Origin of the sequence: Acidisoma cellulosilyticum (genome assembly GCF_020621385.1) — a bacterium.
GTDB classification, from domain to species: domain Bacteria; phylum Pseudomonadota; class Alphaproteobacteria; order Acetobacterales; family Acetobacteraceae; genus Acidisoma; species Acidisoma cellulosilyticum.
This window is the reverse complement of the sequence record NZ_JAESVA010000006.1, coordinates 256,617-277,142: the sequence shown is the minus strand read 5'-3', so window position 1 is coordinate 277,142 and position 20,526 is coordinate 256,617. Positions and strand designations below refer to the sequence as shown.

The window sequence follows — 20,526 nt, the reverse complement described above, 5'->3', positions numbered from 1 at the left end:
CGTGCCTCCTGCCTTACCCAGCCGCGGCAACGCTGAACAGCCTGTCATACGGGCGCAGATTTACCGTGCCTGCAGCTTGAAGTGGCGAACATGAGAGGTGTTTAGTCCCGGCATTTAGCAGAGATTCACCGTGAGGGCTGCGCAATCCTTATAGGCTGGCGGCAAAGCCCAGAGCCGGCAGGGTCGCGTCCCGCGTTTCATCGATGCGCATGATCCATTGCTCAGCCAATAGCCGGAGCGTCTCAGCCTGCTGGCCGGCAATGGTGATTTCCTGATTGGCTGCGTCGATCAGACCAGAACGTCGGTTGAGCAGATCGCCCATGGAGCCATGATCCGCGAGATCATTGAGGATGGCAAGTGCGGCGGCTTCTGTTCTCATGATGCGATCCAGGCGGTGAATGTCCTTTGCGCAGGTAGCGACCTCCTGCAGCAGGCCTTCGGCCAGGCTGCGGGCGGCATCCAGACTTGTGCGGGCCTGGCGCGGATCGAACGGCATAACACCTGCCAGAAGCGCTCTCAGACCGGCTTTCCTATTGCCAGCGGCATGCGCTTTCGCGTGATTGATGATGCCACCGATGAGCGGTTCCAGATCGAGCGCGTGGAATCGCTCGTTCAGCGCCGCGATGGCGATCGTCAGCCGTGCCGAGCGGTCGAGCGTGTCGCGCCCGAAGCCGGACAAGCGCGCAAAGTCGAGCGGGATCAAATCACCGAGCAGGTTGCGGACGAGATGAGCTTGGCTTAGCATCAGAGCGGGGAAAAGCCGTACCCCGCGAGCCAAGGCGACCGACACCAGCGGATCCTCATCGATCGCATGGACCGAATAGGCGTCTGCCGTCCGTGGTCGGTCTGGAATGGCATCAAGGTCAAGAAGCGTCGGCATGACAGGTGCATGCCCGGCAGCTTTCGGGGCGACAAGGGGCGGCCCTGTGTTGTCATCGTCGAACAGGGGTTTGGGGTCGACCATTGCCTTCCGCTCCGCACGCCGCCAGCCAGCACGACTTTAGCGCCAGACCGGGCTGACGCCAGGTTATTCCGGCGTCCCGACCTGCAATCCATAGGCGATCACGAAGGCCTCCAGCCCTTTCAGGTAGCCTTTGCCGACCGCCTTGAAATGCCACTCGCCCCCTTCCTGAACGAAAGACCCGAGTTGCACGGCGGTGAATTGCGCATCTTCCTCGGTCAGTCGGAATTGGGCGATATCCGTTTTACTGTCCGCGTCGATCACCTTCACGGTCGCATGGTTCACATGGCCGAAATCCTGCCGGCGGTCGATACCCTCATAGATTTCGGCGATTACCGAGATCTCGGTAATGTCGGGGTTCCGTTGGCTGAGCTTGGCGAGGTCGAGCCGAAGTGTGTCGTCCCCATGCTGCCAGTCATCGGGGTTATGGGTGACGGAGCCGGTGGGATCCTTGAGGTTGTTGTAAAACACGAAATCCTCATCCGCCGCGCATTTGCGGCTTCCGTCATCCTGTTGCGTGAGGAGAAAACAAACGATTTCCATTTCCACGCGCTGTGTCGCGACCGGACTTGGATCCCAGGTAAGATCGGCTATGAAGCGGGTCGTATTCGGATGGGCCTTGGACAGATTGATGCCCTCGCCCTTTTTGAGATTGATCATGATCGGCTTTCCGAAAGGTGCTGAAAGGGACAGCGGAGCATGGGCATCAGTGGTTCAGGCGCGCGGCGGATGCTGCTTCAACCAGCTTGCCAGTTTCGGGCTGACAAGCTCGGCATAAAGGGCATCGTCGGTGATCCGCAGATCCTCAAGATCGACGAATTCCGCGTCGTCGAATTCCCGGTCCATCTGTTTCAGGAACCGGAAAGCGTGGTCGCCGATACCGACCAGCGACCAGAAGACCGGGTAGGGCGCAGAGCGCCGGATGGCGCGCTCCGCCGCCGCGTGATCCTCGTTATCGCCGTCGGTGATCATGACCGCGAGAACCGGCAGCTTACGGGCTTCGGCATCGAAATTCCGAACACCGTCGCGCCCTTCGGCGTCATCACCCTGACCGTGCCGATGGAACAAGCGGGAGAGCAGGCCATGATGGCCTTCCTCACGCCCGTCCAGATGCGCGGCATGGTCTGCATGCCGCCCGAAATAATGGTCCTGCAACTGGTGCATGGCCCCCGCATAGCAGGTGGTGCCCCATTTTGGGATGGCGTCTTCCGTCAGGATCTGGCGGTTCACGTAGTCGTGGAAATTGCGCGGCGTCGCCGCCACCGGCAACTGCGCATGCTTATGGTCGAACACCCAGACATCGAGATGGTGGGTCGGGTCGAAATTCATGGCGAGGCCAAGCACATGGTTGATCGCCTCCTGCACGACACCGTCCTGGTAGAGATGCCGCATGGATCCTGAGATATCCATCATCAGACCAACGCGGACATGGGGTGGATTGCCGATACCTTGCTTCTTGAGGCAGATGCCGGCGCGCTCCGCCTTCTTATGGAGGTCGATGGCCATCGGACGGTCCTTTGATCGGAAAGTTAGCCTTCGCCCAGGCGGGCGAGAAGGCGACGCTCGACCTCGCTGCGGTTGGTTGCATCCTGAAGGCGGGCTTTGCGGCCTTCCTCCTGGATTGCCTTTACGCGCAGCGCAGCCTGTTCGAGAATGGTTTCGCAGTCGATCAGCGTTGCGGTATTGATGGCCGAGGACTGCTGCAGCTGGCTCAGTCGAACGGCATTGTCGCCTGTCATCTGCGCCTGAATACGCAAGGCGTCATCCAGGGTCGATCGCAGCATCGCGTCGGTCTCCGCCGCGTGCTTCTGGTCGATCTGGATCAGCTCCTGACCCACGATGCTGCGGAGCGCGGGCAGCACGATCGTCTGCGCGCGCTCGAACTCATCGATCAGAATCTGCGCATTACCTTGTTCCTGCGTGATGGTCAGCGCTTCCTGTTTCGCCAGCGTCATCGCATTACGAAAATCGTTGATTGTGCGCTCAAGCCGAGCCGTCAGCTGCTGGAGAGCCGCCCGTCTGGCCGCGGCCATTTCGTCCGCAGGGTCGGGCGGGGCGGCGAGCGCCGCCTGGGCGGCCGCCAGCCATGCCTCTGCGGTGGCCGCCGCTTCCTTCATATCCTGATGATAATCCAAATTGGCAAGCTGCAGATCGGTCAGCGTCTTGATATGGTCGCGCTCCGCCGCGACCATATCCTCGACTTCTTTCATCAGGGCATCCAGTCGTTGCTGGACATTTGCGACATGGGCAATGATCCGCTCGCGCTCATTGCGAAAGAAACCGGTCGCTTTTTCGAAAAGGCTTTGACGGCCGCCATTCTTGATGTCCATGCCCTTGGCGACTGCGATGAGACCATTGAGCTTGACCCCCATGGTGCCGAGATCGACGGTCTTATGGGCCTGCAGGATCCGCTTTGTTGCCCCATCATAAATATTGCGGCTGCGAGCACCGAGGGCCGAAATATCTGCATCGGTCGGGATACCTGCCTTGGCGGTCACCGATAAGGGCGTGTCATCAAAAAGCGGCTTGACGTCGATTGTACCGGTCACTGGCCTTCCCCCGGGCGTTCCATGGCGGTTCCTTGTCTGCTTCGCTTACTCACCCTTACCCGTTCACTGCCTCACCCTGACGTGATTGACACTTCACAATATCGCGCGTCCGGCACCGGGAGTCGGACCGCGTGAGGTTGCGTTATCACTGGCCGCGCGGTGTCAAAAGTTCACATAGACAGCGGTCACCTTGCATCGAGATCCAGTTCGATCATGCCGCAGTTCGGAAGAAAGCTGCCCGTCAGATGGTAAAAAAATGTCCCATGACCGACGACGGCGATCCGCTGTTCCGGTCTGGCGGCCAGAAACGCGCGGAAGAGCGCAATACGCTCGCTGAGGGATTCCGGAGGCTCGATATGCCAGCCGAATTCATGCGGCTCACCCTCAACATGCCACCAGGTTTCCGAGAGATGGCCGAATTCCAGGGTGGGAAACTCGGCCAGCAGCAAGGACGGGGACCGGCCGACATCGCAGCTGCTTTCCAGATGTTCGCGATGCAGCGCCTCGATGGCAAAATGCGGATTGGACCGATGTCCTTCGAATATGCCGAAAGCGGTCTGCAAGGCCCGGGTCAGCGGCGATGCGACCACCAGATCGAAATCCTCGTCCTTCAGCAATTCCCGGGCTGCCAGGACCTGCGCTTCGCCTTTGGCGGTCAGCCGGGCATCAAACAGCAGGGGATCCCGGCCGGTCTCTTCATAGGCCGCATTGAAGGCGGACTGGCCGTGGCGGATCAGTAGAATGCGACTTGTGTTCATGCCGGCAACCTAGGGGAGCGGCATCGCGCGCACAACGCTGGGACAGTCGAACCGAGATTGCCTCAGGCGTCGTAAGATCAGCGTTAAAAGCGGGTCTTCCATGCAAAATTCGCAGTCTTTGGTGTTTGCAATATATTCCTGAAATATGTTTCTCTTCTCCCAAGGCGCTCGCCCCGGAGCAATTCGGAGGATGGGCCAATGAGGAATGGGAGAACAGGAATGAGAATATCGGCCTTGCTGGCTAGTACCGTTTTGGCTTGCTCCAGCGTGATAGCTCTGCCGGCTGCCCATGCGGATAGTGCGAAAGGGGCAACGATCGCGCTGATCTACGGCATCAAGGGCGACCCGTTCTACATGACGATGGAGCGTGGTGCGCGCGAGGAGGCAGCGAAGCTCGGCGTGAAGCTGGTGGCCGATGGCCCCTCGCAATGGAATCCGGCGCTGCAGTCCCCCATCATCGACGCGATGGTCGCGCGCAATGTCGATGCCCTGGTCGTTGTGCCCAATGATCCGCAGGCGATGATCGCGTCCCTGCAAACCGCCAATACCCGTGGCATTCCGGTCGTGACCGCCGATACCACGCTGGGTGACGGTGACTATACAAAGGGATCGGTCACTTTTCCGGTCGCGGGAATTTCATCCGATAATTTTGCCGGCGGTAAGCTTGCCTGCACGGCCTTGATCAAAGCCATGGGCGGCAAGGGCAAGGTCTATATCCTTGTCTCGACACCCAATGTCGTATCCGACACCAAGCGGCGCGACGGCTGCAAGGAGGCTATCAAGGAAGCGGGCCCAGGCGTCGGTCTGGCAGGTGTCGACTATACACAATCCAATTCCGCCATCGCGAGCAATGATACCCAGGCGGTTCTGCAGAGGAACCCGGATATCGCAGGCATATTCGGCGGCAATACCTTCAGTGCGGAAGGCGCGGCCGCGGCCATCAAGACCGCAAATCTGCAGGGCGCCGTGAAGATCGCGAGTTTCGACGCGCCGCAGGAAGCGATCAACGCGCTTAAAGACAAGACCATCGACCTTGTGATCGCGCAACAGCCGGCGCTGATCGGTGCCACGGCGGTCAAGGACGCCTTCGACGCGCTGGAAAGCAAGACCGTCAGCCCCAAGAACAGTTTCGTTCCTTTCGTGACGATTACGCGTGAAAACGTCGATACGCAAGCGGCCCAGGCCGCCATCTACAGGACGAATTCGGGCTCGTAACAACAACCGACGGAGGACAGGACCATGAACATGCAGGTCTTCTCGAAGGGAGTTTCCGAGGCTCGCGCCAAAAAAGCCCTGCAGCAGGATGATTTCACGCGCTCCAGCGCGATGAAGATCCTGAGCAATCTTTGGGCTTGGCTGTTCCTCCTTCTCCTGGTCATCTTCTTTTCGATCGCCGCTCCCGGCTTTTGCAATCTGTTCAACTTCCAGTCGCTCGGGACCAATATGGCGGTCCTGCTCGTACTGGCATTGGGGCAGACCTTTGTCATTCTCTCAGGCGGTATCGACCTCTCGGTCGGATTCGTCATGGGTCTGGCCAGCGTCTGTTCGGCTTTGGCGATGCAGAAGCTGACAGGGCAACCGCTTGTCGTCATGATCCTGGCCGGTCTCGCCGTGGCCTTGGTGGTCGGTGTGATTGCAGGATCGATCAACGGTCTGCTGGTGTCCAGGCTGAAAGTGCCACCCTTCATCGCGACGCTCGGCACGCTCGGCATTGCGCAGGGTGTCGCCTATGTCCTGTCGGGCGGCCCGCCGGTCAGCGTCAATTCAAACGCGCTTGGATTTCTGGGCAATGGCTTCGTGCTTTACTATCACCCGAAGGCCGGGTTCCATTTCTTCTCGCCGCCACCAGGAATAACGGGAATCGCGCTGCGGCATGTCTCAGGTTTTCTGCCCCTGCCGGTCATCTATCTGGCGGTGATCACGCTGGTCTGCGCCTGGGTTCTGGCGCGCACCAAATTCGGGCGTCACCTTTATGCCGTGGGCGGCAATGCCAAAGCCGCATCCCGCGCCGGTATTCCCGTCAATAAGCAGATCTTCCGCATCTATATGATGTCGTCACTTTTCGCGGGACTGGCCGGATTTCTATACGTGCTGCGCTATTCGGGCGGGGTTGCCAATGCCGGTGACGCGCTGATGCTGTCTTCCATCGCAGCGATCGTCATTGGCGGCGCCTCCCTTTTCGGCGGTGAGGGCAAAATCCTCGGCACCGTCGTCGGCGCCCTCATTATCTCAGTGCTGCAGAACGGCCTGATCATCGAAGGCATTGACCCCTTCTGGCAATATGCGGCCGTCGGCGTAGTCATCATCCTGGCGGTTCTCATGGACCAGGCAAAGGCGAGGATAATCCGATGAGCGCAGCTTTGAAGATGGCGCCCGAAGCGCCGACGCCGATCCTGCAATGTCAGGGCATCGGGAAGCGGTTCGGCGGTCTGGTCGCGCTCAGCGAGGTGGATTTCACCATCGGTGCCGGCGAAGTCGTGGCCCTTCTGGGCGATAACGGTGCCGGCAAGTCAACGCTTGTGAAGGTGATCTCCGGCGTGTTTCCGCCGGACAGCGGCCGCGTGATGCTGGGCGGTCGGGAATTGCGCGCCAGTTCGCCGATGGACGTTCGCGATCAGGGTATCGAAACCGTGTTCCAGGACCTGGCCCTTTGCGACAATCTTGGCGCTGCCGAGAACATCTTCCTGGGCCGTGAGCTTGAATATAAGCGCCTGGGCCTGTTTCGCGAGCTTGATCAGGCCCGGATGAAGCGCGAGGCCAAGAAGGTTCTGGATGACATGCATATCCGGATCCGCGACCTTGACGCGCCGGTGCGCACGATGTCGGGCGGGCAGCGTCAGGCTGTCGCCATCAGTCGCGCTGTCTACTGGAAAGCGAAGCTGATGATCCTGGATGAGCCGACGGCGGCTTTGGGCGTGCCCGAGCAGAAGAAGGTTCTGGATCTTATCCGCAACCTGAAATCCAGAAATGTCCCCGTCATCGTCATCAGCCACAATATGCAGGACGTTTTCGAAGTGGCGGACCGCGCCTTCGTGATGCGCCGTGGCCGTGCCGTGGCGGATATCAAAATTTCTGAAACGACGCCGCGTGATGTCGTTTCCATGATGATCGGCTAGCGCGCTAGCCAAAAGGAGAGTTCCATGACTGTGAAAATGACAACGGCCGAGCGTCGTGGCTATCAGCAGATTTGCGATGCCGAAGGTTTCATGCTGGTGGTCGCCGCCGATCAGCGCGGCGGCATGAGGAAGCTTCTGGCCAAGGATCCCACCGACCAGGCCAAGATCAGCACGGCCACGCTTGGAAAGGTCAAGGGCGATATCGCGCGCTACCTCGCCAATGCGGCGGCATCCTGCATTCTTCTCGATCCCGTCTGTGCGGTTCCGGGCGTGGTAGAGGAAGGCACTTTGGCGCGCTCGACCGGGCTGCTGATCGGTCTGGACGAATCTGGCTGGGACACCTCGCCCGAAGGCTTTCAGCTGTCGAAGCTTTGCCCCGGCGTCGATGCGCGGCGGGTGCGTGAAATGGGCGGAACGGGTGCCAAGCTGATGGTCTATCTGCGCCCCGACATCGCAGGCGCCAACGCGTATAATCTGAAGATCATCCGCGACTGCGTGGCGGATTTCGCGAAGGAAGACCTGCTTCTGGTCGTGGAAATCCTGACCTATCAAATGCCGGGAGAGGCGGACGCGGATTATGCCGCCAAGTTCCCGTCGATCATCGTCGAGTGCACGCGTCTGGCGCTGGAATGCGGCAGCAAGGTGCTGAAGATGCCTTATCCCGGAACGGCAGAGGCCTGCGCGCAGATCACGAAACTCTGCGGCGAGGTTCCCTGGGCGGTGCTGTCCGCCGGCGTCAACCATGAGACCTTCATCAAGCAGGTGGAGATCGCCATGGCGAATGGCGCGTCCGGCATCATCGCCGGCCGGTCGCTGTGGAAAGATTGCATTTCGCTCGATTCTGCCGTGACCGCTGAGCGGTTGACGACGATCGCCGTGCCGCGCCTGTTGGAACTGCGCGCGGCTGTTGCCGCCGCGACCAAGCCGCAAGCGAAAGCGGCGTAAGCGGAGGCCGTCATGAATCTTATTGCGCGAAAGGCCGAAGGGCGTCGTCAGGCTGTCGGCATCGATGTCGGCGGGACTAACCTGCGCGCCGCTTTGATCGATGAGGACGGTCGGATTTCGACCCCGATCTATGAACGGGTCATCACCGATCGGCAGGGCTTCGCGCAAAGGATCGAGACGATCGTCGGGCTATTGGACCAGTCCTCCTCCGGTCCGGTGGGGATTGGTCTGCCCGGCCGGGTCGACGTGCAGCGCAACCGCGCGGTATCGGCCGGCTATCTCGATATCGCGGAACTGCCGATCCCGGAGTTGCTGGGCGGTGAAATGGGCCGCGTGGTGCGGCTGGACAATGACGCGGCCATGGCCCTGCGGGCGGAGATGGCCATCGGCGCCGCCCAGGGCTTCTCCAACGTGGTGCTGCTGACGATCGGGACCGGGATAGGTGGTGCCTGCGCGATGGGCGGCAAACCCGTCCAGGGCCATTCCTTTGCCGGTCAGCTGGGCCATATCACGGTCCACGCCACCGGCGGTGCATTGTGTAAATGCGGCCGCTATGGCTGCGTGGAGACGACCAGTTCAGGATCCGCCCTCGGTCGGCTAGTCAGGGAAGCGGGCCTGCCCGAAGGGATGAGAGCGGCGGAGCTATTGCAGCGCGGCCGCGCAGGGGATGCCTTGGCCTTGACCGTCCTGCGGCAATGGGCCGGGCCGCTGCGCTGTGCCATCGAGACTTTGATCGCGGCCATCGACCCCGATCTGATCGTCCTCGGCGGCGGCCTGGGCGCGGAGGCCTTTGCGGCGCTGGATTACGCGCCTTTCAACTCCGAATGGTTCCAACGTCCGATCCGGGCCGCGATTCTGGGCGATGATGCCGGCATGATCGGGGCGGGCCTCTGCGCGCTCGCATTCGCGGCGACACAGGTTGGTGAGGCCGCGGCATGCTGACCTCCGCCATTCTGGTGAACGGCGTTCCCGCCAGCGGGAAAAGCACGGTTTCCCGCGACATCTCACGCGCACTTGGTGCGCCGCTTCTGGGCCTCGACACGGTCAAGGAGGCGCTGTTCGGTGAGCTGGGGGCGGGCGACCGTCTGTATAACCGGACGATGGGCCGCGCGAGTTTTGCGGCGATCTGGGCCTTGGTCGGCGCGTTTCCGCCGGGCAGCGTCGTTGTGATCGATGCCTGGTTCGGTTTTCAGCCGGTCGAATTTCTGACGGAGCATGTGAAGGCGGCCAAGGCCGTGATTGCCTGTGAGCTATGGTGCCATACCGATCCCAGGGTCATCGAACGGCGCTATCTGGATCGGTGCGAGCGACGCCATGCCGGACATCTGGGGCCGGAATACGCGCCGGAGCTGAGGGCTTTGGCGGAGCGCGCTCAGCCTATCGGTCTGTCGCCGGTTATTCAGTTGGACACGGAGAAAGCGGTTGATACCGCATGGCTGGTGCGGGCGGTGAAAGAGCTGCTACCGATTGAAAGAACTACCGCGCATTCTGTCCTGCCGGCGATCTGATGGAAGCTCTGCACGATTTTGCGGCAGTCTCGCAAGACATGGAAATTTCGGGCATAGATTGGGGACCCTCTGGACGGAGCACCCATTTGGCCAGGCCTGCGACAACGGACAAGACGACGAGCCGGGCTTTGCTGCATACGGTCGCGCGTCTCCATTACGAATCGGATTTGTCGCAGGTGGAGATTGCGCGCCGTCTGGGCCTGTCTACCGCCACCGTGTCTCGCCTGATCCGCCGCGCCCGCGAGGAGGGTATCGTGCGGATCGAGATCCGGGACTATGCGACGGCGGAGGAGACGTCGGGGCAGATCAAGCTTGCCTTGGGGCTGAAGCGTGTGGCCATTGTCAATGCACCGGATGTCACCGTTCTGTCGGCCTTGGCCGGGCCGGTCGGTGCCATGCTGCGTGACGAGCAGGTGGGGCAGGGGTCCGTTCTGGCGGTCGGCTGGGGGCGCGCGGTTCGGGAAACCATTCGCGCCGGCCTTCCGAAATTTCCAGGTCTGATCACGGTTCCCGCCACGGGCGGCATGCAGCAGGCGGCGGCGCATTTTCAGATCAACGAATTCGTCCGGCTCGCCGCCGAGCAGACCGGGGGCATGCCGCATTTCATCCATGCGCCTTATCTGCCCTCGCCCGAGAGCCGGGATGCTTTCATGAGCGACCCGACGATCCGCGATCAGGTCGCGCTATGGGACCGGATCAATGTCGCGCTGGTGGGTGTTGGACTGCCCCATGCCGTCGACCCGATCCATGCCGGTGCGGCGACGTCCAGCGAGCGTGCCTTGGCGAATGCGGCGGGTGACGTCATTCGGCATTACTTCGACGCCGACGGGCAGATTATTCCCTGGGAAGGGGATGACCGGCTGATCGCGGTATCGGTGGAGCAGATGAGAGCGATTCCGCTGACCATCGGCGTGGCGGCCTCGGCGGCCAAGGCGACGGCCATTATCGGGGCCGTGCGTGCGCGCCTGATCAATGCCCTGGTCACGGATACCGCGACGGCGGAGGCCATTCTCGTCAGGCTTGAGGCGGAGAGCATTGGCGCGGCGAAAGTCTGAACGATCGATATCGACTGAGAAAGGACATCAAAAAAACAAGGCCAGAACCGGCGATCTTCCGAATAGCGATATAATTTCGTGCGTCGCGGCCGAATAATCACGCGCGGCGCCAAGACAAAAGAAAAATAACCTGGCGTCGAACGCCGGTCATTCTTGGAAGCAAGACAATGAAATTTCGCAGCAAGGTTGCGGTTGTGACGGGTGGCGCCAGCGGCATAGGGCGCGCGATCGCGCAGCGGCTTGCCGAGGAGGGTCTGACTGTCGTCATCGCGGATCGGCGGTTGGACGATGCGCAGGCCGCCTGCACGGCGCTTGGCGGCAAGTCCTTCGCCGTTGAACTTGATGTTACATCGCAGGAGTCGATATCGGCTGCCACTGAGCGAGTGGTCGGACGCGCCGGGCGCATCGATGTTCTGGTCAATAGCGCCGGACAATTCGATCTGCTGCCGTTTTTGGAGGTGACGCCGGAGAGTTACGAGAGAGTATTCTCCGTCAATGTGTCCGGCCTTCTGTTTATGATGCAGGCGGCCGCCAAACGCATGATCGCGCAGGGCGACGGCGGCAAAATCATCAACCTGGCGTCGCAGGCGGGTCGGCGAGGGGAGCCCCTGGTGTCGGTCTATTGCGCGTCCAAAGCGGCCGTCATAAGCCTGACGCAGAGCGCGGGTCTGGCGTTGATCAAGCACGGCATCAATGTCAACGCGATCGCGCCGGGTGTGATTGATACGCCAATGTATGATTTTGTTGACTCTCTCTGCGCAAAATATATGAATATCCCGATTGGAGAAAACAAACGTCAGGTTTCGCAGGCGGTTCCATTCGGGCGAATGGGCAAGCCTGAGGAAATCGCCTCCTTGGCCGCCTTTCTGGCGAGTGATGACGCGGACTACATCGTGGCACAAACCTATGGTGTCGACGGTGGCAACTGGATGGCGTGATTCCCTCCTAGATTATCGATAAACCTCGGGCAAATTCAAAAGACCCGTCAAGAGAGGAAACATTGTGAGATCATTTTGGAAATCCACCGGAAAGGTGGGTGTGCTGCTGGCTGGCCTGCTGGCCGGTGCCCCGGCGGTTTCGGCGGCGACGATTACGATCGCGACCGTCAATAATGATGACATGATCATCATGAAGCGGTTGTCACCGCAATGGGAAAAGGCCACAGGCAACAAGATCAACTGGGTCGTTCTTGAAGAGAATGTCCTACGTCAGCGGGTGACGACCGATATCGCCACGAAGGGCGGGGAGTTCGATGTCATTACGATCGGCGCTTACGAGACGCCGATTTGGGGAAAGCTGGGCTGGCTGTCGCCCTTGAACGATTTCGACAAAAGCTATGACTACGCGGACCTGTTTCCCTCGCTGAGAAACGGGCTGTCCGTCAACGGCACGCTATATGCCGCGCCTTTCTATGCGGAGAGTTCCTTCACCTTATATCGCAGCGATCTGTTCAAACAGGCGGGTCTGGTGATGCCGGAGCATCCGACCTGGAACCAGGTGGCGGGCTTGGCCGATAAGCTGACGGACCGGTCGAAAGGCGTTTATGGCATTTGTCTACGCGGCAAGCCGGGCTGGGGTGAAAGCATGGGTATCATCACCACCATGGCAAATACCTTCGGCGGCAGCTGGTTCGATATGTCCTGGCAGCCGCAGCTGACGTCCCAGCCTTGGGAGAAGGCGGTCAGCTTCTACGTCGACCTTCTGCGTCGCGACGGGCCGCCGGGTGCCACGTCAAACGGATTCAATGAGAATCAGGCGCTGTTCGCGACCGGACATTGCGCGATCTGGGTGGACGCGACCTCGGCGGCGGGCCGGTTGTATAATAAGGAGACCTCGAAAGTCGGGGGTGTCTTGGCCTTCGCCCAGGCGCCGGTCGATGTCACGCCGAAAGGGGCCGCCTGGTTCTGGGCTTGGTCACTCGCTATTCCGGCGACGACGCATCATCTGGACGCCGCGAAGTCCTTCGTTCAATGGGCGACGTCCAAGGACTATGTCAATTTGGTCGGGACGACAGCGGGTTGGGTGGCGGCACCTCCGGGAACGCGGCAATCCACCTATGATAATCCGAACTATCAAAAGGCAGCGCCATTCGCGGGCATGGTGCTGAAAGCGATCCTGTCGGCGGATCCCGCGCATCCGACCGAAAATCCCGTGCCCTATACGGGGATTCAGTTTGTCGCCATTCCGGAATTCCAGGCCATCGGCACGACCGTCAGCCAGGATATTGCGGCGGCACTCGCCGGACGGGAAACGGTCGCGGCCGCGCTATCCGCGGCCCAAGCCCAGACGGTATCGGCGATGCAGCAGGCGAACTACTTGAAATAGCGATCTCCCTCAGCCGGACGCGCGCATGGCCCGTCCGGCTGATCAAGCTAAGCGATGGTGCTTGTCATGAGCAGAACGGAGCCTTCCTCGATGTATATGGATAAGTCCCGGCTGGACGGTCGGCTTGCCTTCGTGACCGGTGGCGGTGGTGGCATCGGCCTGGCTGCCGCCGAGGCCCTGAGCGAAGCCGGTGCCAAGGTCATCATCGGGGACCGCAACGCCGAGATGCTGGAACTCGCCCGACAGTCCTTGGCCGACAAAGGATATGTCGTGGAGACGCAGATCCTGGATGTATCCGACCCTGATGCGGTCTCCGCGATCGCGCGCGAGATCGAGGCCCGTCATGGTCCGGTGGAGATTCTGGTGGCGAGCGCCGGCATCACGTCGCCGGATACGGCGGCCGAAGCCATTCAGGATGACGTCTGGCGCCGGATCGTCGATGTCGATTTGAACGGTGTATTCTGGTGCTGCCGCGCCTTCGGGACGGCCATGCTGGCACGCGGCCGCGGCTCCATCATCACTTTGGGGTCCATCTCCGGCTTGATTTCAAACAAGCCGCAGCGCCAGGCGCATTACAATTCCGCCAAGGCCGGTGTCCATCATCTGACGAAGTCCTTGGCGGGGGAATGGGCGGCACGCGGGGTCAGGGTGAATAGCGTGGCGCCGACTTACGTCGATACCCCCATGTCCAGCGGCAGTTTCGGCAATCCGGCGGTCTTCCCGATCTGGATGGACATGACCCCGATGGGCCGTGTGGCAAGGGCTGACGAAATAGCCTCGGTCATTCTCTTTCTTGCGGGCGACGCATCCAGCGCGATGACCGGCGCGGTGGTCCCCGTCGACTGCGGCTATACGATTTGGTGAGACAGGCTGTCGCGGGCCGAGCGCCACCTGACAGGACAGCGCTCGGCCAGGCTTACTTGATGATGCCGATCTTCTTGCGATCGATGGTGACGAAGACAGCGCAGATCAAGACAATGCCCTTGATGATGTTCTGCAGGTAGGGGTCTACCCCCGCCATGTTCATGCCGCTGGAGAGCAGCGTGATGATCAGCACGCCGAGCATGGTATTGACGATGCTGCCGAGGCCGCCCGTCAATGGCGTGCCGCCGACCACGACGGCCGCGATGACATCCAATTCGAGGCCGAGGCCAAGCTGCGAGGTGGCAGCCATGGTCCGCGCCCCCTGCAGCAAGCCGGCCATGCCGGCCAAGGCGCCCAGCAGCACGAACATGAATATCTTGACGCGCGTGACAGCGATTCCGGTCAGTATCGACACGCGCTCCCCGCCGCCGATGGCCCTGACCTCACGGCCGAAGACCGTATAATTGATGATACACCAGGCCAGGACAGCCAAGGCCAGGCCGATCATGACGGAATGCGGGATGCCCCAGGAATAATCGGAATAGGTCCAGAGAAAACCGTCATCATCGATCGAGACCGGCGCGCCGCGCGTGAAATACAGAACCAGGCCGCGATAGACGACCATCGTTCCCATGGTCGCGATAAAGGAGGGCACCTTGCCCACGGCCAGAAGCAGGCCGTTGATAAGCCCGCACAGCGCCCCCGCCGCCACGGCGGGGATGATGGCCCAGACGCCGAGACTATCGGCGGTGAGGGCTGCGACCAAAGCCGAGACAGCGACAATGGCGCCGACCGAGATATCGATGGACCCGGCCATGATGATAAAGGTCATGCCCAGCGCGGCAACGAGCAGGACCGTGCCTTGCTCCAGGACCGTCGATAGATTGTCCAGCGACAGGAAGCGCGGCGACATGATCGTGAAAACGGCGATCAGCAGCACCAGAAAAATCAACGGAAACCCACGCCGAAGCTGATCGACCCGCGGAATATTCCGGCGAGGGCCTTTGATGACCGGATCACCGGCGGCGGTCACGTTACCTGCTTCGTTCATCTTGCTGCCTCAGGTCATATACTTGACGACGTCATGCTCTTCGACATCGGCCGCTACGGGGAATTCCCGCGCCACCACACCTTGCCGCAGAACGATAAGACGGTCCGACATGCCGATGAGTTCGGGCATGTCTTCCGACGATAGAATGATGGCGAGACCTTCCGCCGCCTTCCGCCGGATGAGCCGATAGATTTCGACGCGGGCACCGACATCGACGCCACGGGTCGGGTTATTGAGCAGCAGAAGCTCCGGCCCGACCGCAAGGCATTTGCCAAGCACGACCTTCTGCATATTGCCACCCGAAAGAGAGCGGCAAGGCGCATCCGCGCTGGCGGTGCGGATGCCGATCAGCTTGATCAGATCGTTGGACATCGATCTTGCGCGGGTTTTGTCGAAGAACGGCCCCCGCGTCGGCGGCCGGGCCATGACCAGATTGTCGAGCACGGTGAATCCCGCGATCAGGCCCTCATTGCCGCGATCGCCAGGCAGATGGGCGATGCCATTCTTCCAGGCGTGGCGCGGATTGCCGGGATGATAGGGCTGTCCCGCCATCTCGATCGATCCATGGCGTAGCGGCTCGTCACCGACGATGCCGGCGAACAGCGCTTCCGCGCCGGCGCCTTTCAGACCGGCGAGGCCGAGAATTTCGCCGCGCCGGATGTCCACACTGAAATCGTTCAGCTCGCGCCCGACAGCGACCCTATCGACGCGCATCACGGCCGGGGCGGACAGATCCGCTTGTGGGGGGCGCGGCGGATAAGTGCCGAGCGAGAGGTCGCGCCCGACCATCAGGCGATGAATTTCATTCGCCTCGATTTCAGCCGCGCGGAAAGAGCCGACGAATTGACCGTCCTTGAGGATTGTCAGGTCATCGGCGGCGGCCAGCACTTCGCTGAGATGATGCGAGACGAAACCGATGGTCATGCCTTGGGATTTCAGTTCCCGCATGACCTTGAGGACGGCATCGACTTCCCGATGATCGAGATAGGCCGTGGATTCGTCGAGCAGCAGCGTTTTCGGGTCCGAGGAGATCGCGCGCGCGATCTCGATGCATTTGAGTTCCCCGAGATTGAGGCGATCGATATTCGTCGTGACCGAGATCTTGACGCCGATCCGATCGAGTGCGGCCTGCGCGACTTCGGCCATGCGCTTCCGCTTGATGATGCCGAAGGCCCGCGCATAGCCGCGCAGATTGCCGATGAAGATATTCTCGGCGATGGTCAGGGATCGATTGATGGTGATTTCCTGATGGACCAGCGCCACGCCGCGTGCTGTCGCATCACCGATGGATTGCGGTGCGTAAGTTGCACCGTCCAAGGTCATCTCGCCGCTGTCAGGGCGCATGGCCCCGCCCAGCATGCGGAGCGTTGTTGATTTGCCCGCGCCATTCTCGCCGACGATCGCATGGACCGTGCCTGTGCGCAGCGTAATCGACACATCGCTGGCCGCGCGCGTCGGTCCGAACTGCTTGAAGAGGTGAGAGGCAACCAGTGTCATGAACCGAACCGTTGGTGATTTGGCCGCTTCGATGGCAGCGCTGTCTTGCGCGCCGCTATCGAAGCGGATCTGCGTTAGCCTCAGTTGGAATAGTGCAGCTCATAGGCCGGGGAGGGCGCGTCCTTGTTATAGGTCTTGGAATGCGCCTTGAAGTCATAGGCCGGCTGTCCGCCCGGATAGTCATGCACGTAACGCCCGACATCCGCCTGCGTCATCGGCAGCAGCTTGAGCTTGATAGTGGCGTCGCTCGCCGAAATTTTGTGGCCATGAATATAGTCATACATGATCACCAGGCCGATGCCGCCTTGGACCCAGTGGCCGCCGATATCATAGAGCTGCTCGCCGGATTTCACTTCCTCGACATTCTCGGGGTTGAGGTCCATGGCCGAGATCAGGACGTCCTTGCCGGGAACCTTGCCCTTGCTTTTCAGTGCGGCGATGACGCCCATCGCCTCGGCATCATTGCCGGCCCATACGCCGGTGATGTCGGGATGGCCTTCATACAGCGCTTCGAAGGCGGTCTGCGATTGATCGCGCACGAAATTGCCGTCGACTTCGCCGGCAATGCGGACATTGCCGTCTTCCGCGATGGCTTTTGTCAGCCCCTTGCGGCGATCGATGGCGACGGAGGTGCCGGCTGTGCCGTTGACGATGCCGATCACCTTCTTGCCGTCCGGACCGGGTTTGACCTCGGCCAGAAGGGCCTTGCCCATGCGGTATCCCGCATCCTCATCGCTCGGGCCCACGAAGGCGATGTAATTCGTGTATTTGCCGGTCTGCGGCGAGAATTTCGGGTAGCTGTCGGTCAGGATGACCGGGATGTGCTGGCGCTTTGCGTAGAGGATCGTCGGCGCCCCTGTCGACCAATATCCGACCGAGATGATACCGTCGACCTTACGCGCGACCAGATCCTGGATCGACTGGATCATCTGATCCGGCTTGTTGTCGGCATTGAGCACGATGAGATTGACGCCGAGCTGGGCGGCACCGGTCTTGAGGAAGCTGATATCCTTGTTCCAGAACTGCGCATCCAGCGTCGGCACCACAACGCCGATCGTCGGCATATCAGCGGCCATGCTGGCGGCGGAGAAGCCCAAGGCCAGGGTTGCGGTGGCAAGAATCAATTTGATATCGGGCAAGCGCGGCATGGTTCGTTCCTTTTATTGTTTTTGTTGAGGGCGCCGATATTCGGCTTGCGCCCTATGGCTCGGGTCAGGCCCTTGCTGGTGTTTTGCGGAGTCTGCTACCGGCCTTGGATATAGACGACATGGGTTTCGGTGAATTCGTAAAGCCCATGCTTGCCGTCTGCCCCGCCTATTCCGGAATGGCGGCGCCCGGCGTGGAAGCCCTGCATCGCTTCGAAGCTTTCCCGGTTGATATAGGTCTCACCGAATTGCAGCTCGCGGCTTGCCTTGAGCGCGGCATTGAGATCCTGGGTGAAGATCGCGGAGGTCAAGCCGTATTCGGAATCATTGGCAAGCGCGATCGCCTCGTCCAGGCTGTCCACGGATTGAATGGGCAGCACCGGCCCGAAGATCTCCTGACGCATGATATTCATCTCCGCGCGACCGCCGGTAATGATGGTCGGTTCGTAGTGATAACCTTGGCCCAGCTCGGCAATTCTGCCGCCGCAGACGATCGTCGCGCCGTCCTTCCTGGCAAGCTCCACGGCGGCCTTGACCTTGTCCAGGCCGGCCTGATTGATCAAAGGACCCATATCGACCTCGCTGTCGGTGGACGGGTCCCCGTAACGCGTCGCTTCAAAGAGGGTCTTGAGCTTTTCCACCAGCGCGTCATGCACGGCATGCTGGACATAGACGCGTTCGGTGCAGTTGCAGACCTGACCGGTATTGATGATGCGGGAGTCGTAGATCGCCTTGGCGGCGAGATCGAGATCGGCATCGGCGAGCACGATCGTCGGTGCCTTGCCGCCGAGTTCGAGATTGACGCGCGTCAGGTTCCGGCCCGCCACCTGCATGATATGCGAACCGGTCTTGACGCTGCCGGTGAAGGTAATGAGATCGATATCCGGGTGGCTGATCAGCGCCTCGCCGCAGACAGTGCCGCGACCACCGACGAGATTGAACACGCCGGCCGGAAGATCGGTCTGCGCCACCAGTTCCGCAAAGGCGAAAGCGTTGAGCGGCGTCTCCTCGCTCGGTTTGATGACGATGGTATTGCCGGTGATGAGCGCGGGCGCCATTTTGCGGGCGATCAGGAAGAACGGGAAATTCCAAGCGAGAATGCCCGCGACAACGCCGATCGGCTTTCTCAACAGAAGGATCGTTTCGTTCGGCCGGTCGCTGGTCAAAACCTCGCCTTCCAGGCGCCGGCTCCATTCCGCCATATAGTCGATATAGTCGGCTGTGAAATCAACTTCGATCTGCGCCAGACTGCGGATCTTGCCCTGCTCACGCACAATAAGATCGGCAAGGTCCGTGCGGCGTTCGCGCAATTTGGCCGCGATGGCCTGAAGATGCTTCGCGCGCTGGATGGCGGGTGTCTTTTCCCAGCCGGGCTGCGCTGACCTGGCCGCCCGGACAGCCGCATCGACGTCCGCCGCGCTGCTGTCGGGAATAAGGCCCAGCAATGCGCCTGTCGCCGGATTCGTCACCGCGATTTTGTCCGAGGCGGTTTCGACAAACTTGCCGCCAACGAAATTCCGATAGTCCTCGTCTAGATTGGTATAATATCGGGCATGGTGATCGGGTGCTGTCTTGGCACTCATATTGCGTCTCCCATACGGCCGGACCGCATTTGTCCGTTTTATGCCTTGGGACGAAGCATGCCTTGGCCGGTCCTGTGCGTCATCAGGCCGATGCCAGCCGGTTCGGGACAAGTGGGTCATTCATGAGCCACATCCCACGGGCGACTTGATGCCCGAGACCGCGATCGTGATGACGCGGCAAGACCGTCCAGGTCAGACAGGCCGGCGAAGGTCGTATTGCTTTACTTTGCGTTTCATTGTCGCGCGACTGATATCCAGCACTTTGGCGGCGGCGGAAATATTGCCTTTGGTCCGGGCCAGCGTGCGGCGAAAAGTTCCGCGTTCCGCATTGGCGATCGTATCACCGTGACAGATTGCGCCCAGCGGAAGGTCCGCTGCCGGAATGCCATCCCGTAAAGCCATGTCGGTTACGCCCAGCGTCTGCCGGGCGGCGCGGGTGGCGCCGAGCACCATGTCGTCGTCATCGACCGCGATCAGACCGACGCAGGCCCGCGTGGTGTCGGGCACGGATATCAGGCGCGCAGGGCCGAAGGCTTGGCGGAAATTGGCGGCCTCAATCTCCCACGCCGCTTCGCGCACGGCAAAAGTCAGCAGGCCGATCAGCCCGTCTGACGGAGCACTGCCATAATAGGCAATGTCGAGTGCTGCGGCCACTTGTCCCCGATGATCGAAAATCGGGGCGACAACGCAGCTGAGTTCGACGTCCCGCGCATGGAAATGGTCTTCACGCTGGATTGCCATCTCGCGCTTCTCAACCAAACAGGTTCCGATGCCGTTGGTGCCTTCGTGCTGTTCGCTCCAGTCTACGCCGGGCCAGAGACCAAGCTGGCGCAAATCGTCGATATCGGCATCGCGGCCCCGCCAGTGAGCCGGAACGCCGTCGAGGCCGGCAAGAAGGATGCAACAGCTCATGCCCACGACAATCGACTGCAAGCGGTCGAGCGTCGCGGTGGCGGCAAACAGCATCGGTTCAAGGCGCTCGGTCGATGCCTTCAATTCTCCACCCGACAGCAGGCGGCGGGGAACTTTGCCGCTGGGGTCGAGGCCGTAATTATAGGTGCAGCGCCGCCAGGAGGCGACGACGGATGATCGGGTCGCTTCGTCTGACGCGACGGCCGTCCTGACGCGCTGGATATGTTTGCCGACAGTATAGGTCATGCGTTTATCCC

20 protein-coding genes are annotated in these 20,526 nt (G+C 61.0%); 10 read left to right on the top strand and 10 right to left on the bottom strand.

Annotated elements, in window-relative coordinates; genetic code table 11:
- Positions 1-148 precede the first annotated feature (148 nt).
- From ACELLULO517_RS18725 to ACELLULO517_RS18705, 5 genes are all read right to left on the bottom strand, one after another.
- Positions 149-880 (bottom strand): hypothetical protein, encoded by a 732-nt coding sequence (locus tag ACELLULO517_RS18725; protein ID WP_227308947.1) that lies wholly within the window; start codon positions 878-880, stop codon positions 149-151.
- 147 nt (positions 881-1,027) lie between these two features.
- A complete protein-coding gene (locus ACELLULO517_RS18720; protein ID WP_227308946.1) occupies positions 1,028-1,621 on the bottom strand; it encodes a TerD family protein in 594 nt (197 codons plus the stop codon).
- A gap of 54 nt (positions 1,622-1,675) precedes the next feature.
- Positions 1,676-2,467 (bottom strand): VWA domain-containing protein, encoded by a 792-nt coding sequence (locus ACELLULO517_RS18715; RefSeq protein WP_227308945.1) that lies wholly within the window; start codon positions 2,465-2,467, stop codon positions 1,676-1,678.
- 23 nt (positions 2,468-2,490) lie between these two features.
- Positions 2,491-3,510, bottom strand: a complete 1,020-nt coding sequence (locus ACELLULO517_RS18710; RefSeq protein WP_227308944.1) for a toxic anion resistance protein — start codon at positions 3,508-3,510, stop codon at positions 2,491-2,493.
- Between the two features lie 185 nt (positions 3,511-3,695).
- Positions 3,696-4,268: a histidine phosphatase family protein gene (locus ACELLULO517_RS18705; protein WP_227308943.1), complete on the bottom strand. Its 573-nt coding sequence runs from the start codon at positions 4,266-4,268 to the stop codon at positions 3,696-3,698.
- A gap of 219 nt (positions 4,269-4,487) precedes the next feature.
- Here ACELLULO517_RS18705 and ACELLULO517_RS18700 point away from each other — a divergent pair, with 219 nt between their 5' ends.
- From ACELLULO517_RS18700 to ACELLULO517_RS18655, 10 genes are all read left to right on the top strand, one after another.
- Positions 4,488-5,483, top strand: coding sequence for an ABC transporter substrate-binding protein (locus tag ACELLULO517_RS18700; RefSeq protein ID WP_227308942.1), 996 nt, complete (start codon positions 4,488-4,490; stop codon positions 5,481-5,483).
- Positions 5,484-5,507: 24 nt separating this feature from the next.
- Positions 5,508-6,620, top strand: coding sequence for an ABC transporter permease (locus ACELLULO517_RS18695; protein ID WP_227308941.1), 1,113 nt, complete (start codon positions 5,508-5,510; stop codon positions 6,618-6,620).
- Positions 6,617-7,384 carry an ATP-binding cassette domain-containing protein gene (locus ACELLULO517_RS18690; RefSeq protein WP_227308940.1) on the top strand — a complete coding sequence of 256 codons (768 nt, stop codon included), beginning with the start codon at positions 6,617-6,619 and terminating at the stop codon, positions 7,382-7,384. Before ACELLULO517_RS18695 ends, ACELLULO517_RS18690 begins: the two co-directional genes overlap by 4 nt.
- Positions 7,385-7,408: 24 nt before the next feature.
- Positions 7,409-8,329, top strand: coding sequence for a hypothetical protein (locus ACELLULO517_RS18685; RefSeq protein WP_227308939.1), 921 nt, complete (start codon positions 7,409-7,411; stop codon positions 8,327-8,329).
- Between the two features lie 12 nt (positions 8,330-8,341).
- A complete protein-coding gene (locus ACELLULO517_RS18680; protein WP_227308938.1) occupies positions 8,342-9,271 on the top strand; it encodes an ROK family protein in 930 nt (309 codons plus the stop codon).
- Positions 9,265-9,837 (top strand): AAA family ATPase, encoded by a 573-nt coding sequence (locus ACELLULO517_RS18675; RefSeq protein ID WP_227308937.1) that lies wholly within the window; start codon positions 9,265-9,267, stop codon positions 9,835-9,837. The genes ACELLULO517_RS18680 and ACELLULO517_RS18675 overlap by 7 nt, the downstream gene beginning before the upstream one ends.
- Before the next feature lie 86 nt (positions 9,838-9,923).
- The gene (locus ACELLULO517_RS18670; protein ID WP_227308936.1) at positions 9,924-10,892 is read left to right on the top strand and encodes a sugar-binding transcriptional regulator; all 969 of its coding nucleotides are present in this window, start codon (positions 9,924-9,926) and stop codon (positions 10,890-10,892) included.
- Positions 10,893-11,059: 167 nt separating this feature from the next.
- Positions 11,060-11,830 carry an L-iditol 2-dehydrogenase gene (locus ACELLULO517_RS18665; RefSeq protein WP_227308935.1) on the top strand — a complete coding sequence of 257 codons (771 nt, stop codon included), beginning with the start codon at positions 11,060-11,062 and terminating at the stop codon, positions 11,828-11,830.
- Between the two features lie 64 nt (positions 11,831-11,894).
- Positions 11,895-13,217 carry an ABC transporter substrate-binding protein gene (locus tag ACELLULO517_RS18660; RefSeq protein WP_227308934.1) on the top strand — a complete coding sequence of 441 codons (1,323 nt, stop codon included), beginning with the start codon at positions 11,895-11,897 and terminating at the stop codon, positions 13,215-13,217.
- Positions 13,218-13,307: 90 nt separating this feature from the next.
- Entirely contained in the window at positions 13,308-14,081 is a 774-nt protein-coding gene (locus tag ACELLULO517_RS18655; protein ID WP_227308933.1) for an SDR family NAD(P)-dependent oxidoreductase, read from the top strand.
- Between the two features lie 52 nt (positions 14,082-14,133).
- On the opposite strand, the gene ACELLULO517_RS18650 is transcribed toward ACELLULO517_RS18655, so the two are convergent.
- From ACELLULO517_RS18650 to ACELLULO517_RS18630, 5 genes are all read right to left on the bottom strand, one after another.
- Positions 14,134-15,132 carry an ABC transporter permease gene (locus ACELLULO517_RS18650; RefSeq protein ID WP_227308932.1) on the bottom strand — a complete coding sequence of 333 codons (999 nt, stop codon included), beginning with the start codon at positions 15,130-15,132 and terminating at the stop codon, positions 14,134-14,136.
- Positions 15,133-15,141: 9 nt separating this feature from the next.
- Complete coding sequence (locus ACELLULO517_RS18645) at positions 15,142-16,629, bottom strand: sugar ABC transporter ATP-binding protein (RefSeq protein WP_227308931.1); 1,488 nt, start codon at positions 16,627-16,629, stop codon at positions 15,142-15,144.
- 80 nt (positions 16,630-16,709) lie between these two features.
- On the bottom strand, positions 16,710-17,777 hold the full coding sequence (locus ACELLULO517_RS18640) for an ABC transporter substrate-binding protein (RefSeq protein WP_227308930.1): 1,068 nt from the start codon (positions 17,775-17,777) through the stop codon (positions 16,710-16,712).
- 95 nt (positions 17,778-17,872) lie between these two features.
- Entirely contained in the window at positions 17,873-19,357 is a 1,485-nt protein-coding gene (gene aldA / locus ACELLULO517_RS18635; RefSeq protein ID WP_227308929.1) for an aldehyde dehydrogenase, read from the bottom strand.
- A 192-nt stretch (positions 19,358-19,549) separates the two neighbouring features.
- Positions 19,550-20,515, bottom strand: a complete 966-nt coding sequence (locus ACELLULO517_RS18630) for a helix-turn-helix domain-containing protein (protein ID WP_227308928.1) — start codon at positions 20,513-20,515, stop codon at positions 19,550-19,552.
- Positions 20,516-20,526 lie beyond the last annotated feature (11 nt).

What these genes read in the sequence shown, in the direction of transcription:
- ACELLULO517_RS18720 (WP_227308946.1), bottom strand. Translation starts at nt 1,621, where the DNA reads ATGATCAATCTCAAAAAGGGCGAGGGCATCAATCTGTCCAAGGCCCAT.
- ACELLULO517_RS18705 (WP_227308943.1), bottom strand. Translation starts at nt 4,268, where the DNA reads ATGAACACAAGTCGCATTCTACTGATCCGCCACGGCCAGTCCGCCTTC.
- ACELLULO517_RS18645 (WP_227308931.1), bottom strand. Translation starts at nt 16,629, where the DNA reads ATGACACTGGTTGCCTCTCACCTCTTCAAGCAGTTCGGACCGACGCGC.
- aldA (WP_227308929.1), bottom strand. Translation starts at nt 19,357, where the DNA reads ATGAGTGCCAAGACAGCACCCGATCACCATGCCCGATATTATACCAAT.
- ACELLULO517_RS18640 (WP_227308930.1), bottom strand. Translation starts at nt 17,777, where the DNA reads ATGCCGCGCTTGCCCGATATCAAATTGATTCTTGCCACCGCAACCCTG.
- ACELLULO517_RS18655 (WP_227308933.1), top strand. Translation starts at nt 13,308, where the DNA reads ATGTATATGGATAAGTCCCGGCTGGACGGTCGGCTTGCCTTCGTGACC.
- ACELLULO517_RS18690 (WP_227308940.1), top strand. Translation starts at nt 6,617, where the DNA reads ATGAGCGCAGCTTTGAAGATGGCGCCCGAAGCGCCGACGCCGATCCTG.
- ACELLULO517_RS18685 (WP_227308939.1), top strand. Translation starts at nt 7,409, where the DNA reads ATGACTGTGAAAATGACAACGGCCGAGCGTCGTGGCTATCAGCAGATT.
- ACELLULO517_RS18715 (WP_227308945.1), bottom strand. Translation starts at nt 2,467, where the DNA reads ATGGCCATCGACCTCCATAAGAAGGCGGAGCGCGCCGGCATCTGCCTC.
- ACELLULO517_RS18630 (WP_227308928.1), bottom strand. Translation starts at nt 20,515, where the DNA reads ATGACCTATACTGTCGGCAAACATATCCAGCGCGTCAGGACGGCCGTC.
- ACELLULO517_RS18675 (WP_227308937.1), top strand. Translation starts at nt 9,265, where the DNA reads ATGCTGACCTCCGCCATTCTGGTGAACGGCGTTCCCGCCAGCGGGAAA.
- ACELLULO517_RS18695 (WP_227308941.1), top strand. Translation starts at nt 5,508, where the DNA reads ATGAACATGCAGGTCTTCTCGAAGGGAGTTTCCGAGGCTCGCGCCAAA.
- ACELLULO517_RS18665 (WP_227308935.1), top strand. Translation starts at nt 11,060, where the DNA reads ATGAAATTTCGCAGCAAGGTTGCGGTTGTGACGGGTGGCGCCAGCGGC.
- ACELLULO517_RS18680 (WP_227308938.1), top strand. Translation starts at nt 8,342, where the DNA reads ATGAATCTTATTGCGCGAAAGGCCGAAGGGCGTCGTCAGGCTGTCGGC.
- ACELLULO517_RS18650 (WP_227308932.1), bottom strand. Translation starts at nt 15,132, where the DNA reads ATGAACGAAGCAGGTAACGTGACCGCCGCCGGTGATCCGGTCATCAAA.
- ACELLULO517_RS18725 (WP_227308947.1), bottom strand. Translation starts at nt 880, where the DNA reads ATGCCGACGCTTCTTGACCTTGATGCCATTCCAGACCGACCACGGACG.
- ACELLULO517_RS18700 (WP_227308942.1), top strand. Translation starts at nt 4,488, where the DNA reads ATGAGAATATCGGCCTTGCTGGCTAGTACCGTTTTGGCTTGCTCCAGC.